This window comes from Streptomyces sp. Je 1-4 4N24 (assembly GCF_026239515.1).
Lineage (GTDB): Bacteria > Actinomycetota > Actinomycetes > Streptomycetales > Streptomycetaceae > Streptomyces > Streptomyces nigrescens.
The window spans coordinates 305,888-322,380 of sequence record NZ_CP110836.1; the positions used below are offsets into that span (position 1 = coordinate 305,888).

The window sequence follows — 16,493 nt, forward strand, 5'->3', positions numbered from 1 at the left end:
CGAGCGGAGGGAGTCCGGGCGGCACGCCACGAAGCTCACAACCGTGCGGCTGACGGGCAAGGGACTACGGCATCGAGCTCGTCACCGACTATGGCCCGGACGACCGCGAGGCGGCACAGGAACTGGCCCGGCATTTCGTCACCTGGCGGGACGGCGACCATGGTGCCGAGGATGAAAGGCCACGATATGTGAGTGTTTGCTGTGCCTCACATGTCTCGGGCTCGTAGCTGGCACGAGACTCGTCGACCGCCTTGGGCCGGCCTATTGGGTCCGGCACGCGCGAGTGCCGTGCTTGTCATGGGAGGAAGCGGCGTTCGGCTTCGCCGACGGCGGCTTCACGGCGTGGGGAGAGGTGCCGGGAATGCACGCGGGCGCCGAACTCCGCCTCCCCGAAGGCGGGTTGTTGAGGGATGGCGGCACGAGCGCGGCCTGGTTCCGGGTGGCAGCGAATGTTGGTCAGGCGCGCCTGCAGTTGCCTTGTCAGGGGCAGCTTCCCGGCGCGGTGAACCGACGGCTTTCGTCGGTTCGCCGGTCCGGGCCTCGATCTCTTGGGTGTGGTGCTCGACGAGTAGTGATGTGTCGGCTATGGAGACCGGACGGGAGCCGGACCGTTTTCTGGTCAGGCTCCCGTCCGAACAGGTGGGCGGGGCGGATCTGACGGCCGGGGTCAGCCTGGGGGCGGTGGGGTCCTGTCCGAGTTCGACGTCAGCGTCAGCGTCGGCGTCGGCGTCGGCGTGGGAGTCACGGCCTCTGTGTCCGTGTCGGCGTCTCGTGATGCTCTTCGGATGTGGGGTTGGCTTGCTGGGCGGGGATTCGGCGTACGCATTCGATGAGGTAGTCGCCGGTGGCCGGGTCGAGGGTGACGCCGTGGGTCTCACTGCGGAAGCCGGGGAAGTGCCGGTCGAAGGATTCCAGAGCGGTCAGGTAGCGCAGCAGTGGGCCGTCGGAGGTGCCGGTGTTTTCGCCGGGCATCAGGACGGGGATGCCGGGCGGGGTGACGGTGACCATGGCGGCTGCCACCCGGTCGGCCGCGTCGGCCAGTCGTACGCGCTCGGTGCCGCCGCGGATGAGGCGCTGGTAGCAGCGCTGGGGAGGGGTGGTGGGCTCGGGCAGGTCTTGGAAGGCGGTGTCGAGCAGCTCGACCAGACGGGCATCGCGCAAGTGATCGTGCATCTCCTGGCACAGTTCGCGCAGGGTCTGACCGGTGTAGCGGTGGGGGTGGGCGGCGACCAGCTCGGGCAACAGGCGCTCCAGCGCAGCGTTTTGGTCGTAGAGCGACTTGAAGTCCATCAATGCGTCCATCAGCGTTCCCCACTTGCCCTTGGTGATGCCCATGGAGAACAGGATGAGTGTGGTGTAACTGTCGGTCTTCTCCACCACGATGTTCCTGGTGGCCAGGTAGGCGGTGAGGATGCGGGCGGGGACGCCCCAGTCGGACATCCGCCCCGTGGCGTCGATGCCGGGGCAGGTGAGGGTGACCTTGATGGGGTCGAGCAGGCAGTAGCCGTCGGTCATGCCGGGGAAGCCGTGCCAGTCGGCGTCGGGCTCCAACTGCCAGCAGGACGGTTCGGTGCGCAGCAGTTCGGCCGGTGCGTCGGCGAAGGGCAGGCGCTCGCCGGTGGCCGGGTCGGTCACGGTCGAGGGCTGCCAGACGCCGAAGAACCAGCCAGGCCGGTCGCCGGCGGCTGCGATGCGCCGGCCGACACGTACGACTGTCTGGCGGAAGCGGATGGCCTCGGTCACCGCTTCGTCGATGAGCCAGCGGCCCTGGGGCCCGTCCATCATCGCGGTGGCCACGTCGAGGGAGGCGATCATCGGATACAGCGGTGAGGTGGTGCCGTGCATCATGAACGCCTCGTTGAACCGCTCGTGCTCCACCGGCGCCCGGGGCGAGGGTTTGACGTGCACCATGGCGCTCTGTGACAGCGCGGCCAGCAGTTTGTGGGTGGACTGGGTGGAGAAGACAGTGGGGCGTTCGGGGCCGGGGAAGGTGTCGGGGCCCACCGCCATGCCGTAGCGGCCGGCGTAGAGGGGGTGGAAGCGGGCGTAGGCGAACCAGGCTTCGTCGAAGTGGAGCCGGGGCGTGCTGGGCGCGAGGGCCTGGGCGACCTGGAGGGCGTCGTAACACAGGCCGTCATAGGTGGAGTTGGTCAGCACCGCGTACTGGGCCTGCGGGGAGACCGCGCTCTGGGCCAGTGGGTTGCGGCTGATCCGGGAGGCGATCGACTGCGCCTGGATCTCGAGGGCCGGCAGGGGGCCTGCCAGCCCGTAGCCGTTGCGGGTGGGGACCAGGTAGACCGGCCGGGCTCCGGAGAGGACCAGGCCGTGCAGTACCGACTTGTGGCAGTTGCGGTCCACCAGCGCGATCTCGTCCTGGGTGACGCTGAAGTGTCCGACCATCCGGTCGCAGGTGGAGTCGCCGTGGAGTACGAAGTAGGTGCGGTCGGCGCCGAAGACGCGGGCGGCGTTGCGCTCTGCCGCACCGACCGGGCCGGTGTGCTCGAATAGGGAACCGAGTTCCTCGACGGAGATCGACAGATCGCTGCGCAGCAGCCGTTCCCCGAAGTAGTCGTGGAATGCCCGGCCGACCGGGGACTTGAGGAAGGCGACACCGCCGGAGTGGGCAGGGGTGTGCCAGGAGTACTCGTGCGCGTGGTCGAAGCGGCGCAGCGCCTTGAAGAACGGCGGCAGCAGGTCCTGCTGGTAGCCGCTGGCGGCACTGGCGATCCGTCCGGCGATGAAGGGAGCGGTGTCCTCCAGCGGCCAGATGTAGCCGATCACCGTCTCGGCCACCCACAGTGGCAGGTGCTCCAGGTCTTCGTCGACCGTGACCAGGAAGACGGGGAGATTTTGGAAGCGTTTGTTGGTGTGGCGCAGCACATCGGCGCCGCCCGGTTCGCCGCCGTTCGGTTCACCGCCGCCCGGTTCGCCGCCGTTCGGTTCGCCGCCGCCCGGTTCGCCGCCGTTCGGTTCGCCGCCGGTTCTGCCGCCCTGCGGAAGATCCCAGTCGACCACGGCGGCGGCCAGGCCTGCCTCGGTACGCAGCACCGCCTGGGCGTCGTCGGCTGTGGCTGCCCAGCGCACCTCGAAGCCTCGGCTCTCCAACTCCATGCCAATTCTGCGCAGTTGCTCGGCGCCGGCACCTCCGCTCTGTGGGAACTCGCGTACCGCGAACAGAATGGTTCCGTCGGTCATAGTGCCCCTCTGCGGTGTTGGCGCATGGTCTGCTGGTCCGCGCCATGCGCGATGTCCGAGAGGCAACCGGAAGATCACCGGCAGCGGGCCGACAATCAGGTCGAAACCACTCCGATGAGGGAAACACCGCTTCCCCAGCGGGAGGAAGCAGCTCGCGCCAGGTACCCCGCCCGCTGCCCTATGACGGCTGACGTGCGCCGGCCGCCAACTTGGAGGCGTGCACGCTGCGGCGGCCGTCTGCCGCCGGCTTCGGCCGACGACGCGGAGAAAGTGCTGCCTGGGGCCGGACGGGAAACGAGCGGCCGGCGCATGGGGCATGGCCGCCCGCTGCTCCCGGACGCGCCCGCGTCGCGGTTGGGCGGGGCGGGGCGGGGCGGGCCACCATGCTCGGCGGCACGGCACGGCACGGCACGGCACGGCACGGCACGGCACGGCGCGGCACGGCACGGCGCGGCACGGCACGGCACGGCACGGAGCGGAGTTTCGTGGGCCGGTTCAGGCGCGGGCGCAGTCGGGGCACAGGCCCCGGTAGGTCACCTCGGCCCCGGAGACGGTGAAGCCGAACCGTTCGGAGGCGGGCAGGTCGGCCAAGAGGTCGCCGCCGGGGTGGACGTCGCGGATGGCGCCGCAGGCCGAGCACACCAGGTGCTGGTGGGGGCGGTGGGCGTTGGGGTCGTAGCGTTTGGCGCGGCCGTCGGTGGCCACCTCGATGACCTCGCCGAGCGAGACCAGTTCGCCGAGGGTGTTGTAGACGGTCGCGCGGGAGATCTCCGGCAGCCGTGCGGTGGCGCGTGCGAGTACCTCGTCCGCGGTGAGGTGGATGTGCTCGCCGTCGAGTACCTCGGCGACCACCCGGCGCTGGGCGGTCATCCGCCAGCCGCGTCCGCGAAGCCGGTCCAGCAGGTCACTCATGCCCCACCAGCCTAACTGTGCATGGTCTGACAAATGAATTCGTACGGACCTGGTTGTTGTATTGACTTGGACTTAGTCGATCGTAGGATCAGTTCCGGCGACAGCCAAGAGACAGGACAACAGCAGGGACAAGCCCGTGACGGTTCAGGAGACGGGTCCGCTCACCACCGAATCCGGTGCCCCGGTCGCGGACAGCCACAGCAGCGAGCAGGCGGGCGTCGGCGGCCCGGCACCGATCCAGGGCCGGGTCCGGCTGGAGATGCCCGCCCGCCCCGGCCGCGAGCGCCCTCACCGCGTGTGTGCCGCTCGTGCAGTCTCGTCGCTGACGTCGGCTGCGCGGCCGCCGGCGTGGAGCTCTGCCTGATCACGGCCGACCACCACGGCCCGTTCGGCAAGCTTCAGGCACCCAGCGGGGCCTGTGCCCCGATTGTTGACCATCCCCAGTTCCTGAGACCCGTGATCCGCCCCGTTCGGAAGGATTTCCATGTCTGAGAACCACGATGCAATCGTCACGGATCCGAAGCCCGAGGAGACAGGTGGCTGCCCGGTCGCGCACGGTCGCGCCCTCCACCCGACCCAGGGTGGTGGAAACCGCCAGTGGTGGCCGGAGCGGCTCAATCTCAAGATCCTTGCCAAGAACCCTGCTGTGGCGAACCCGCTGGGCGAGGAGTTCGACTACGCCGAGGCGTTCAAGAGCCTGGACCTTCCGGCCGTGAAACGGGACATCGCCGAGGTACTGACCACCTCGCAGGACTGGTGGCCGGCCGACTTCGGGCACTACGGCCCGTTCATCATCCGGATGGCCTGGCACAGCGCGGGCACGTACCGGATCAGCGACGGCCGCGGCGGTGCCGGTGCCGGCCAGCAGCGCTTCGCCCCGCTCAACAGCTGGCCGGACAACGCCAACCTCGACAAGGCCCGCCGTCTGCTGTGGCCGGTCAAGAAGAAGTACGGCCAGAGCCTGTCCTGGGCCGACCTGATGATCCTGTCCGGCAATGTTGCGCTGGAGACGATGGGCTTCACGACCTTCGGTTTCGGCGGCGGCCGTGCGGACGTCTGGGAGCCGGAGGAGGACGTCTACTGGGGTCCGGAGACCACCTGGCTCGACGACGAGCGTTACACCGGCGACCGAGAGCTGGAAAACCCCCTCGGCGCGGTCCAGATGGGCCTGATCTACGTCAACCCGGAGGGCCCGAACGGCACCCCGGACCCGCTCGCCGCGGCCCGCGACATCCGTGAGACGTTCCGCAGGATGGCGATGAACGACGAGGAGACCGTCGCCCTGGTCGCCGGCGGCCACACCTTCGGCAAGACCCACGGCGCAGGCCCGGCGGACAATGTCGGCCCCGACCCCGAGGCGGCCACCTTCGAGGAGCAGGGCCTGGGCTGGAGGAACACCTACGGCACTGGCAAGGGCGGCGACACGATCACCAGCGGTCTCGAGGGTACGTGGACAAACACCCCGACGGCCTGGGACAACAGCTTCTTCGAGATCCTCTTCGGCTACGAGTGGGAGCTGTTCAAGAGCCCTGCCGGTGCGCACCAGTGGCGTCCGAAGGGCGGCGCCGGGGCCGGCACCGTCCCCGACGCCCACGACGCGTCCAAGAGCCACGCCCCCACGATGCTGACGACCGACCTCGCGCTGCGCTTCGACCCCGCCTACGAGCAGATCTCGCGTCGCTTTCTGGAAAACCCCGGCGAACTCGCGGACGCTTTCGCCCGCGCCTGGTACAAACTGACCCACCGCGACATGGGACCGAAGTCGCTGTACCTGGGGCCGGAGGTCCCGGCCCAGACGCTGCTGTGGCAGGACCCTCTGCCCGCAGTGACGCACGAACTCGTTGACGCCCAGGACATCGCCACCCTCAAGAGCCAGATCCTCAGCCAGGACCTGGCGGTCTCCCAGCTGGTGGCCACCGCCTGGGCATCGGCCTCGACCTTCCGCGGCAGCGACAAGCGCGGCGGTGCCAACGGCGCACGTATCCGCCTCCAGCCGCAGAGCGGATGGGAGGCCAACGACCCCGACCAGTTGGCATCGGTCCTGCGCACCCTGGAAGGCATCCAGCAGTCCTTCAATGCCTCCCACACCGGCGGCAAGCAGATCTCACTCGCCGACCTGATCGTCCTCGCCGGCGGTGCAGCCATCGAGCAGGCCGCCAAGGACGCAGGCTTCGACATCCAGGTGCCCTTCGCTCCCGGCCGCACGGACGCCTCCCAGGAACAGACCGACGTGGAGTCGTTCGCCGCCCTCGAACCGACCGCCGACCCGTTCCGCAACTACCACGGCAAGGGCAACCGCCTGCCGGCCGAGCACCTCCTGCTCGACAAGGCCAACCTGCTCACCCTCAGCGCCCCCGAGATGACCGTCCTCCTCGGCGGCCTCCGCGCCCTGGGTGCCAACCACCAGCGGTCCTCGCTCGGCGTGTTCACCACCACGCCCGGCACCCTGACCAACGACTTCTTCGTCAACCTCCTCGACCTGAACACCACATGGAAGGCGACCTCCCAGGACCAGAGCACCTTCGAGGGCCGCGACGCCGCCACCGGCGCGGTCAAATGGACCGGCACCCGCGCCGACCTCGTCTTCGGCTCGAACTCCGAACTGCGCGCACTCGCAGAGGTCTACGCCAGCGATGACGCGAAGGAGAAGTTCGTCAACGACTTCGTCGCGGCATGGGACAAGGTGATGAACCTGGACCGGTTCGACCTCAGCTGACCATGACGTCCAGGCCGGTCGGCCCCGCGCCGGCCGGCCTGGACACCCCCAGCCGAAGGGTCGCGGCAGTATCCGCCCAACACGCACGCGCACGCTGCCGAAAAGACCATGTTCCATGGCCGGGCAAGAAGCACGCCGGTGACGTACTGCAGACAGCCGGCGCCCGTACGGTCCGCACCACTGCCCGCCCGGGTGGGGTCACGAGCAATGCACTCACCCGCCCACCATCCGTCGGCTCCGACCATCGACCGGGCAACCAGCGGAAGCACCAGTGAAGGGGCGGCACGCCCTGCAGCCGACCCTCGGCAGCGCGTACCCAGAGCCCTTGTGCCGCTTGGCCAGGAACCGCTGCCGTCCGGGGGGGAAGGCCCGGACGGCCCCGTCAACCGGCAGGTGCTGCGGCGCGCTTCACCGCCGCCTGGCGAACCAGGCGACCGAAGCCACGAGCCCCGTTGACACCACGACGGCCACCTTCACCGACAGGAATCCGAGGCCGGGCGTCCACCACCCAACCTTCCACGCCAGGGCCCATACCAGCCCTAAAAACACCAGGGTGCAGCCCACAAGCATGGCGACACGCAGGGTACGACGGCCTTGAGACTCTGTGCTGTTTGGCCTCATCCATGGGTGCGACTATAGGGACCAGATCGAAGTCCACTTCGGCCAATTTTGCTGGCCGAGCCCCTGGGCGCGACGAGGTCATGAAGGTGTGAGGGGAAGCTCATACGCCATGTGACGTTCGGTGATGCTCAGCCCTGCCAGTGGCAGGGCCTGGCGTACGGTGTCGTCGAATTCCCAGATGTTCAGTTCGGTGACCGTGGGGTGGTCGTGCCGCAGGTGTGTGACGAGTTGCGCGATGAGCGGGGCGAGGGTGCGCGGCTCGGTGCGCTGGTAACGGATTGCTTCCCCGGCGTTGATGCGGGCCATGTGTCCCTCGATGGCGGCCGAGATTTCCGCGTCCGCCGTAGCCAGCGTGAGGTCCGGTGCGGGCAGCCGCCGGGCGGGGGCGTCGGGCAGGCCGACAGGGGGCTGCCACGTGGCCGGGTTGGTGCTCCAGGTACGGGCGTATTCGCCGTGTCCGTATGCGTTCAGGGCGGTCGCGGCCTGGCCGTCGGGACCGGTATCCGGGCCACTCCACCGCAGGGTGCGGTAGCTGGCGGCTCGGGCCTCTTGCGCGGCCCGGCGGTACAGGCCCGTGACCATCTCGAACTCCTCGGCGGGCGGCGGGAGAAGGCTGTAGCGGCCGGTTTCGAGGCGGTGGGCTTCGCGCGGTACATACAGGGCCTGCACGCGCGCGGCGTGCTCGCCGTCTGGGTCCTCGTAGAGCCATGCCCAGCCCAGCAGAGTCCCCTCGCGCCGAGCCGCGACGTTCCCGATGGTGCGCGGGCGGATCTCGTCATCGTCCAGAGAAGGCAAGGGTTGGCCAGCCCTTGCGTACAGCTCCTCGTAGAGACGCTCTTTCGCGTCCGGCTGACTGATCCACTCAAGGGACATTTCGAGCGTCATGGTCGCATGGTACGACTGCTTAACCGGAGGAGGCGCGTCGACTGTTCTGGTCACAGTCACTCGTTGAGGGCGGCGATAGTCAGTGTGGCCTCGTAGCGGACGGCGAGTTTGTCGTATCTCGTCGCGACCGCGCGGTGTCTTTTGAGGCGGTTGATCCCGCATTCGAGGAACGGCGGAAGGCCATCCTCACGGTGTTGAGAGATCTCCAACCCGATGTCATCGGCCTTCAGGAGGTGTGGGCCCGCGACGGGGAGAACCTTGCGGAATGGCTGGCGTCCCACCTCGACATGCACTGGACCTGGGCAGCTTCCCGCGCGCCGGAGCGGTGGCAAAGACGGATCGGGGACTCAACGGTGGACATCGGCAACGCCGTCCTGAGCCGCTGGCCCATAGCTGAGCACGACAGGCGAACGGCACATCCAGGTGGTAGCCGTGGGTCCGACCACGGTGGTCGGCACGCAGCTGGGCGAGCATGTCGCCGTAGCGGGTGGCGTACAGGATGCCTTCCACCACCACGTGATATCCAGCGTCCAGGCCGGCGGCCGGTGACACCGTACGGGGTTCCGCTGAGTTCCTGGAATGCGCGCTCCGGGGGACGCGGCTGATGGCCGCCGGTGGGAGCCTGCTGAAATACGTTTCGGGCGTCGTGGGGAGTGCCTCTACTGTGACGCGATGACGACTCAGGTGATTGTGCTGAATGGCGGGTCCAGCTCGGGCAAGTCCGGGATTGCCCGGTGTCTACAGGCGGTTCTGCCGGATCCATGGCTTGCCGTCGGGGTCGACACTCTGATCGAGGCAATGCCCGTATCCATGCAGACATCGGATGCGGGGATCGAGTTTGCTGCAGATGGCGGGGTGAGCGTCGGGCCGGAGTTCCGGACGCTGGAAGCAGCATGGATGGCGGGGGTCACCGCGATGGCCAATGCAGGCGCCCGGATCATCGTCGATGAGGTCTTCCTTGGTGGAGCGGCGTCCCAGCAGCGGTGGCAGAAGGCTCTTGGCGGACTGGACGTGCTGTGGGTCGGCGTCAGATGCGAGAGCACGGTGGCCGCGGGCCGCGAGATCACCCGCGGGAATCGGGTCAAGGGAATGGCCATATCGCAGGCGGAGGGGGTCCACCAGGGCGTGCTCTATGACCTGGAGGTGGACACCACGCACAGCGAGTCTCTTGAGTGTGCGCGGGCCATCGCCGCTCAGATCCGGTGATGGACGTCCAGGTCGCCGACGGCCGGTAGCGGCGGGCCAGGGGCATGGGACGCGCCCAGGAGTTGTGACGGGTGCCCGCCAGCTGTCGATGTGGGTGGTGGATTTTTCGGTGGGGGCCCGGTGGGGACAGTGCGTGCAAGGGGCGCCATGGGTGGTCGGAGGCGTCAGTTCGCGGTCAGGACTTCGCGGGCGGCTCGTTCGCCGGAGCGCACCGCGCCCTCCATCAGCCCGTGCATGAGGGTCGCCGACTCCGTGCTCGCCCAGTGGATCCGGCCCACGGGCTCGCGCAGCGCGCTGCCGTAATTGGTCAGCGCGCCCGGCGGGAAATGGGCGACCATTCCGCCCAGCGACCACGGTTGCTCGGACCAGTCGGTCTCCAGGTATGCGGTGGGACGACGCGCCTCCGGGCCGAAACGCTCGGCGAGCGCGTCCAGCCAGACCTCCTTTCGCTCCTTGGGTTCCAGGCGGCCCAGCCGTACGGCACCAGCTCCGAACGCATAGCTGCTCAGCACGCCCGGCTCTCCCGAACGCGGCGTCTGGTCGATGGTGATCGGGACGGGTGACTGGGGCGCGAGCGTCTGGCCGGACAGCTGCTGGCCCCGCCAGAACGGCTCGGGGTACTGGGTGTGCACCCGGATAATCGCCCCGGGCACCACGCGTTGCCGCAGGTGGCTGTGGGCTGCGGGCAGCGGCGGATCGAAGGAGATCCGGCCGGCGAGGACGGGCGGAGTGGCCACGATGACCCGGCGGGCCCGTACGGTGAGCGCGTCGGCGACGACCTCGACGTCGGTCGTGTTCTGGACGATCCGCCGGACCGGGCTGGACAGGTGCACCGCCGTGCCCAGGCGCGCGGCCATCCGCCGGGCCAGTTCGGGGGCTCCGCCGTCCACGAGGTGGGATTCCGTCTTCCGGTTGTCGGTGTAATAGCCGAAGCCGGCGCCCCCGCCACCGCGTGCCAGAACGAGCGCGCCCAGCAGGGAGACTTCCGCCGGGTCGGCGCAGAACAGCAGATTCATCGTCGATCTGAGGAGGGTGTGGGCGGCGGCCGAGGGCACGTTGAGCGGATGGGAAAGCCACTGCCCGAGCGTGCGGGCATCCCAGGTCCGTGCGCGCCGTGCCTCCCAGGGGGCATCCGCCGGAAGCCGCCGTGCCATCAGGTTCAGCCGCAGGAAGGCCAGACCGAGTGTGGCGAGTGCCGCAGGGCCGGCCTTGGGGATGCCGCGGTGGCGGTGGTTGCGGCCGTCGAGGCGTACGAGGTGATCGCCCTTGTCGTACTGCGGGTAGACCTCGAGCCCCAGCTCGCGGCAGAGCTGGAACATCCGGTCCTGGCCCTTTCCCAGCCAGGTGCCGCCCGCGGATACCACGGTGCCATCGGGCAGCTCCCGGTTCCAGACGCGCCCGCCCACCCGGTCCCTGGCCTCGAGCACCACGACCTCACGCCCGGCCTCAGCCAGCTGCCGCGCGGCCGCCAGTCCCGCGAATCCGGCACCCACGACGCATACGTTCGCCGTCACCTGTTCCATGACCCACCTCCACAGTGCAGCCTCGCCCGCCGGGGCTCGCGGCGCCCGGTGGGTGACTCGGCCGGGCGGGCACGGGCGGCCAGTCGGGTGACGTGCGTGATCGGGGCCCGGCCTTGGTGTTCGGGGCGGCCGGTCGGCCGGGAGCGGCGCCTGGCGATCCGGCGTGCGCAGCGGTGCCCCAGGTCGCCAGGTGGGGGGTGGGGCCAGTGGTGCGTAAGGCGACCGCGAGGCGCTGTCGTGAGTGGGCCGGCTGGGGCCGCGGTCAGTGGTGGAGGAACGGGAGGAGGTGTTCGAGGAGGGCGTCAGGGTGCTCTTCGGGAACGTAGTGGCCACAGTCGGGCAGGACGGCGCTGTCGAGCTGCTCGGTCACGGGTCCGAGGAGGTCAGCGAGGCATTGGCCTTGTCCATGGGCTCCGGCGACGCTGAGGACGGGCAGCCGCCCCGGCCCCCGGGCGGCGCGGCTCGGAGGGTTTCCGGCTCGGCAACGAGATCCTCGCGTTCCGCTTTGTCGCCACGCTCAGGGAACGGCGCGCCGACCCCGTGGAACGGATCGGCACCCCCGAGCAGCTGCGAGCCTGGCTGATTGCCAACGAACTGGGCAGTGCGGACATGCCGGCCTCCGAGTCCCTCTTGCGGGATGCGCGCGCACTGCGTGAGGCCATCCACCGGGCCGGCACCGCCATGGCCGCCGGCGGCTACCGGATCCGGTCGATGAGGAACTGCTCAACCGCTGGACCGCGCGTCACCGGGCGCGGCTCATCCTCACCGGTGGGCAGGCCAAGTGGCATCTCCCGGAGACGGACTCCACGCGCGCCGCGCGCCGTCGTCGCCTTGGACGCCGTCGCGACCCTCGGCGGCCACGGTGAGGGGGTGATCAAGCGCTGCGAACAGCGCACCTGCGGGGGGCTCTTCGTGGACACCAGCCGCGGCCGACGGCGGCGGTGGTGCTCCACGGCCACGTGCGGAAACAAGGTGAAAAAGGCCAATCTCAAGGCAGCACGGGACGGGACCGAGCCAGGCCTCACGGGCGGGTGAGCTGCACGGGCCACTCCGTCGCCTCCGGGGCTGCCCTCCGGGGGGCGGCCGATGGCTCGGTTCTCGTCGGCGGCGCAGTCACAAGGAAGGTGCCCGGACCCCGCCTTCGCCCCGGGTCCGGGCACCTTCACCTGCTCACCGACTACGGCAACAACACCGACACCGATACCAACACCGGCTACGGCTACGGCTACGGCTACGGCTACGGCTACGGCTGGAGGAGAATCCTCGTCCCGCCGTTGCGCTCGATCGCCTGCTCGCTGTACAGCAGCGGGAAGTACTCCCCCGCGCTCCACTTCTCCTGGAGGTCGCTGTAGTGCTTGCTGCGCTGATCGCCCGACTGCCCCGGGGCGTTGATGACGCGCGAGTTGTCCCACGCGCCGACGTCGAGTGCCATCTTGAACGTCGCGCCGACCACTTCCGCATACGGATAGTCGGGGTGATGGAAGTACGCGACGGAGACGGTGTCAAAGCTGCCGCCTCTTTCGGTGGGGCCCACGTTCGGGCCGCCGAGCGGGTGCATGAACACATGGATGTGCATGGCGCCCCACCGCCACGCGCGCTCGTCGGCGCCGAGTTTCGACGCGACCTCGGTGTAGGCCTTCGGGAGCGTGCTGAGCAGCAGTTCGTCGCGCTTCCGCGCGCCGTCGGCGCCGAACCAGTCGTCGGGGCGGACGAATGAGTCGTTCATGACGCGGAGGTCGAATTCGATGCTGATACCCACCAGGTAATCGGCCGCCGGCTTCGGCAGCAGGAGCTGTGCCCAGGCGGGGTACAGGAACCGCATCATCCATGTCTCGAACAGCGCCGCTGCCGCCGAGTCCTTACTGGCGACGCCGTCATAACTGGACAGCAGTCGCAGCGCCTTGGCCGTCGTCGGATCGGTCGAACGCAACTTCTTCACATACGGCAGGAACTGCCCGGCGACTCCTGACTTCACGTCGTTCTGCAGTGCCAGGGTGTCAGCGATGGACGTACGTCGCTGCTGGGAAAGGACCTCGTGGATACGGTCCTTCCGATAGGCCGGCTGCCAGTCGTAGGTGGGCAACGGATAGCCGGGAGGGAAGTTGTATTCGTTGGCCGACACAAAGAATCCCGACCGGGGATTACGCGTGGTGGGCAGCTGCGCATTGTCGTAGAACCCGTCCCATTCGAAACGCCCGTCACCGGGCACCGGAAGCAGACCGTCATACCCTCTGCCGCTGCGCTTCGGGATCATCGCTCCGGGTGCCCAGCCGATGTCACCCTTGGTGTCGGCGTAGACCAGATTCGACCCGGGGGTCTTCCACCTGCTGATCGCCTCGACGAATTCGCGCGAGTCCTTGACGCGCTGGAAGTTGAGGCTGCCGAGATACGGCGAGGTGCCCGGTTCCGTCCAGACGGTGCGCACCGCATACGCCTTGTGGTTCTTTTCGTCGATCTTGACGACGGGTCCGTGTCGGGTGAACGACAGCTGAGCCTGGCGGGGTTCACCGCCGGCCACCGCGATCTTTTCCGTGACGGTGGTCAGCTTTTCCCAGCGATCGCGGTAGCGGTATCTGCTGTGGTCGTCCGGATCGAGCTCGTAGACATAGAGATCCGCCTGGCCCGCGGGGAGATTGGTCAGGCCGAACGCGACCATGCCGTTGTGCCCCATGCTGATGCCGGGATTCCACGGCTCACCGGCTCCGATGATGTTCAGCCCGGGAGCGCTGAGATGGGCTATGTAGCGGTTGGCGGGCAGCGTGTAGTCCTCCCGGTGCGGGTCACCCGCGAGGATCGGCCGACCGGTCGCCGTACGCGTCGCCGCGACCGCCCACGCATTGCTTCCGGTCGCGCTCTCCCGCAGCACATTCAGCCCGTCCGACATCCTGCGCAGCGTGCCGTCCGCAAACACCATGGGAGAGGTGGCCAGGTTGTAGACCCCCAGAACGTCGGCGGGTATGAGGCTCAGATCGAGCCCCTCCGCCACCTGAGCCGTGTGGTCGGGTTCAAGCTTGTGGAAGTACGCACTCGCCTTGTTCCCTCCGACGCTCATGAGCCGGGCACGGGCGACCTGCGAACCGACGTTGCTCCCGATTCCGTGGGTGCGGATCCGCACCACGTCCTCCGGACTCCAGCGCGCGGGCCGGTAACCCAGCTTCTGGAATTCGGCCGGCAGAGCGTCGGGGTGGTCACCGAGCCAGTCGATGTAGCCGTTGATCCCGGCGACGAAACGGGTTGCCGCCTCGCGTGCCTCGGGACCGTAACTCGCCCACTCGGCCGCCATGTCACCGCGGTAGAGGAACAACCGTGCGGCCCGGTCCTGTTCGACGTACGACGCGCCCAGCACCTCGCTGAAACGGCCCAGACCCCGCCGCCGCCAGGTGTCGATCTGGAAAAGCCGCTCCCGGGCAACGTTGAATCCCTGTGCCTGGAAAAGGTCACCGGCATTGTCGGCGAATATGTGCGGCACGCCCCAGATATCGACCGTCACACGGACCGGCTTCTTCAGTCCGGGCACGGAATACCTTTGCCCCTCATCCTCCTTCCACCGCGTACGCAATGGCTGGGCAGATGCCGTACCTGCCGGCAGGGTTCCGGTCAGTGCGACGGCAGCGCCGGCAAGACCGGTGCCCAGCAGGGCCCGGCGGGAAGGAGGAGGTGACATGGCATTCCTCACAAACGAGTTCGGCAAAAGGTCAGTGCCCGCAGAGGCATCACGCAGATGCCCGCAGAGGCATCGCGCAGAGGGCATCACGACCATTTCCCCGGGGAGTTGAGGTCGATCCCCTCGTACCGGAAGCTATCCGGCCCGCGAGCGCCACCACACCCGTAACCTCCCCCTAATCTCCGGGGGACCTTTCCGCTACCCCTAGGAGCAGGGCTTCGGCGTAGTCGTAGGACGTCCAGTTCGTGACGATCTGCCAGCTCAGCGGTCAGCCGAGAACAGTGCCTCTGCGTTCTCGTGAGGTGAGACGGGCGGCGGGGCGAGCTGCGGTGGCGAGGCGGCGGGTAGCAGATCCTGATCGACGCGCTGATGCGCCAGTGCGAGGACGTCGTGCTGCCCGGCCCGGTCGAGGAGTTGCCGGGCCTGCCGACGCTGGTGCAGGCCCTGGTCCAGGTGCCGGACCACCGCTCGCGCTCGGCCGGCGCTACGGCCGGGTGAAGGTCATGTGCGTCACGCCGCTGGGGGTTGTTACGGACTCGACCTGAAAGCGTTTCTCGAGTCCTTCGAGTCCGGCCCACAGGCGCTCGCCACGGCCCAGGACGACCGGGACGACGGCGATGTGCAGGTGATCGATGAGGTCTTCGGCGAGGAACTGGCGGATGGTGGTCGGCCCGCCGCCGATCCTCACATCCAGGCCGCCTGCGGCCTCGCGCGCCTGATGGAGCGCCTCCTGCGGCGTGGCATCGATGAAGTGGAACGTGGTGCCGCCTTCCATCTCCACCGAGGGGCGGGGATGGTGGGTCAGTACGAACACTGGGGTATGGAAGGGCGGGTTGGGCCCCCACCAGCCGTTCCACTCATGGTTTCCCCACGGCCCGCGTTGGGGACCGAACTTGTTGCGGCCCATGATCTCCGCCCCGATGCCGGCATCCCAGGTGCGGGCGATAGCCTCGTCGACCCCGGTGCTCCCGTCCGGCTTGCCCTGCATCTGCTGGCAGGTCCTGGTCGGGAAGAACCACTCGTGGAGTCGATGGCCGGCGTGGCCGAACGGAGCATCGAGGCTCTGTCCTTCACCCGTGGCGAAGCCGTCGATGGAGACGGAGAAGTTGTGGACCCTCACACGGGACATGGCGTGGCCTCCTACCCTCGATGGGCCTGATTGCGAACTGCAATCACCAGCGGGGATGAGCGTAGGCTTGGTGGTGGCAGAATGCAATCACTGGAGGTGGGCATGCGAGACGAACCGCGGTCCGGGTGTGCGATCAACGCGGCAGTGGAGGCACTCGGGGACCAGTGGAGTCTCATCGTCCTGCGCGATGTGATCTTCGGTGGACGCCGCCACTTCCGCGAGCTGCTCACTCACTCCAAGGAGGGAATCGCGTCGAACATCCTCAGCAGCCGCCTCAAGGCCCTCCTCGCCGGCGGTCTCCTCACGCAGGAGGAGACCGGGCGAGGGCGACGCGCGACCTACAGCCTCACCGAGGCGGGCATCCAGACCGTCCCCATCATGGTCGCGCTCGGTTCCTGGGGAATGCGGCACCGCCCCACGACACCCGAACTGACCGTCCGCGCACGACTGCTGGAGGAGGGTGGGCCATCTCTCTGGGAAGACCTGATGGACGAACTCCGCGAGGTGCACCTGGGCACCCCCCGCCCGCGCCCCGACCGCCCGCTGGCCTCAACAGTCCTACAGGCGGCCTACGAACGCGCCCTCGCGGAGGCGTCCTGATCGCCAAGGGGCGCCTTCCTCTTGAGGCAGAGCGAAAACCTG

The 16,493-nt window shown here is 68.6% G+C and carries 12 protein-coding genes and 3 pseudogenes; 7 read left to right on the forward strand and 8 right to left on the reverse strand.

The window, feature by feature from the left end; genetic code table 11:
- Nucleotides 1-741: 741 nt before the first annotated feature.
- Nucleotides 742-3,195: an Orn/Lys/Arg decarboxylase N-terminal domain-containing protein gene (locus SLV14N_RS01440; RefSeq protein ID WP_263267628.1), complete on the reverse strand. Its 2,454-nt coding sequence runs from the start codon at nt 3,193-3,195 to the stop codon at nt 742-744.
- 495 nt (nt 3,196-3,690) lie between these two features.
- Nucleotides 3,691-4,107: a Fur family transcriptional regulator gene (locus SLV14N_RS01445; protein WP_263267629.1), complete on the reverse strand. Its 417-nt coding sequence runs from the start codon at nt 4,105-4,107 to the stop codon at nt 3,691-3,693.
- A gap of 136 nt (nt 4,108-4,243) precedes the next feature.
- Between SLV14N_RS01445 and SLV14N_RS01450 the strand changes: the two are divergent.
- Together SLV14N_RS01450 and katG are read left to right on the forward strand one after the other, a co-directional pair.
- Nucleotides 4,244-4,417, forward strand: a pseudogene (locus SLV14N_RS01450) (catalase); the annotation flags it as partial.
- A 174-nt stretch (nt 4,418-4,591) separates the two neighbouring features.
- Nucleotides 4,592-6,823 (forward strand): catalase/peroxidase HPI, encoded by a 2,232-nt coding sequence (gene katG, locus SLV14N_RS01455; protein ID WP_263267630.1) that lies wholly within the window; start codon nt 4,592-4,594, stop codon nt 6,821-6,823.
- Between the two features lie 699 nt (nt 6,824-7,522).
- Here katG and SLV14N_RS01460 read toward each other — a convergent pair.
- Nucleotides 7,523-8,329, reverse strand: coding sequence for a hypothetical protein (locus SLV14N_RS01460; protein ID WP_263267631.1), 807 nt, complete (start codon nt 8,327-8,329; stop codon nt 7,523-7,525).
- A 134-nt stretch (nt 8,330-8,463) separates the two neighbouring features.
- Between SLV14N_RS01460 and SLV14N_RS01465 the strand changes: the two are divergent.
- A pseudogene (locus tag SLV14N_RS01465) lies at nt 8,464-8,730 on the forward strand (endonuclease/exonuclease/phosphatase family protein); the annotation flags it as partial.
- 4 nt (nt 8,731-8,734) lie between these two features.
- Here SLV14N_RS01465 and SLV14N_RS01470 read toward each other — a convergent pair.
- Nucleotides 8,735-8,863, reverse strand: a pseudogene (locus SLV14N_RS01470) (kinase); the annotation flags it as partial.
- 138 nt (nt 8,864-9,001) lie between these two features.
- Between SLV14N_RS01470 and cpt the strand changes: the two are divergent.
- A complete protein-coding gene (gene cpt / locus SLV14N_RS01475; protein ID WP_263267632.1) occupies nt 9,002-9,535 on the forward strand; it encodes a chloramphenicol phosphotransferase CPT in 534 nt (177 codons plus the stop codon).
- A 164-nt stretch (nt 9,536-9,699) separates the two neighbouring features.
- On the opposite strand, the gene SLV14N_RS01480 is transcribed toward cpt, so the two are convergent.
- Together SLV14N_RS01480 and SLV14N_RS38910 are read right to left on the reverse strand one after the other, a co-directional pair.
- Complete coding sequence (locus tag SLV14N_RS01480) at nt 9,700-11,058, reverse strand: NAD(P)/FAD-dependent oxidoreductase (protein ID WP_208679365.1); 1,359 nt, start codon at nt 11,056-11,058, stop codon at nt 9,700-9,702.
- A gap of 262 nt (nt 11,059-11,320) precedes the next feature.
- Nucleotides 11,321-11,428 carry an alpha/beta fold hydrolase gene (locus SLV14N_RS38910; protein ID WP_369292817.1) on the reverse strand — a complete coding sequence of 36 codons (108 nt, stop codon included), beginning with the start codon at nt 11,426-11,428 and terminating at the stop codon, nt 11,321-11,323.
- 119 nt (nt 11,429-11,547) lie between these two features.
- Here SLV14N_RS38910 and SLV14N_RS38915 point away from each other — a divergent pair, with 119 nt between their 5' ends.
- Entirely contained in the window at nt 11,548-12,093 is a 546-nt protein-coding gene (locus SLV14N_RS38915) for a CGNR zinc finger domain-containing protein (RefSeq protein ID WP_369292826.1), read from the forward strand.
- A gap of 208 nt (nt 12,094-12,301) precedes the next feature.
- On the opposite strand, the gene SLV14N_RS01485 is transcribed toward SLV14N_RS38915, so the two are convergent.
- Complete coding sequence (locus tag SLV14N_RS01485) at nt 12,302-14,818, reverse strand: penicillin acylase family protein (RefSeq protein ID WP_263267633.1); 2,517 nt, start codon at nt 14,816-14,818, stop codon at nt 12,302-12,304.
- A gap of 273 nt (nt 14,819-15,091) precedes the next feature.
- On the opposite strand from SLV14N_RS01485, the gene SLV14N_RS01490 reads away from it, so the two are divergent.
- On the forward strand, nt 15,092-15,220 hold the full coding sequence (locus SLV14N_RS01490) for a hypothetical protein (protein ID WP_263267634.1): 129 nt from the start codon (nt 15,092-15,094) through the stop codon (nt 15,218-15,220).
- On the opposite strand, the gene SLV14N_RS01495 is transcribed toward SLV14N_RS01490, so the two are convergent.
- A complete protein-coding gene (locus SLV14N_RS01495) occupies nt 15,207-15,851 on the reverse strand; it encodes a dihydrofolate reductase family protein (protein ID WP_263267635.1) in 645 nt (214 codons plus the stop codon). The genes SLV14N_RS01490 and SLV14N_RS01495 overlap by 14 nt on opposite strands.
- Nucleotides 15,852-15,953: 102 nt before the next feature.
- On the opposite strand from SLV14N_RS01495, the gene SLV14N_RS01500 reads away from it, so the two are divergent.
- On the forward strand, nt 15,954-16,451 hold the full coding sequence (locus SLV14N_RS01500) for a helix-turn-helix domain-containing protein (protein ID WP_263267636.1): 498 nt from the start codon (nt 15,954-15,956) through the stop codon (nt 16,449-16,451).
- Nucleotides 16,452-16,493: the final 42 nt, after the last annotated feature.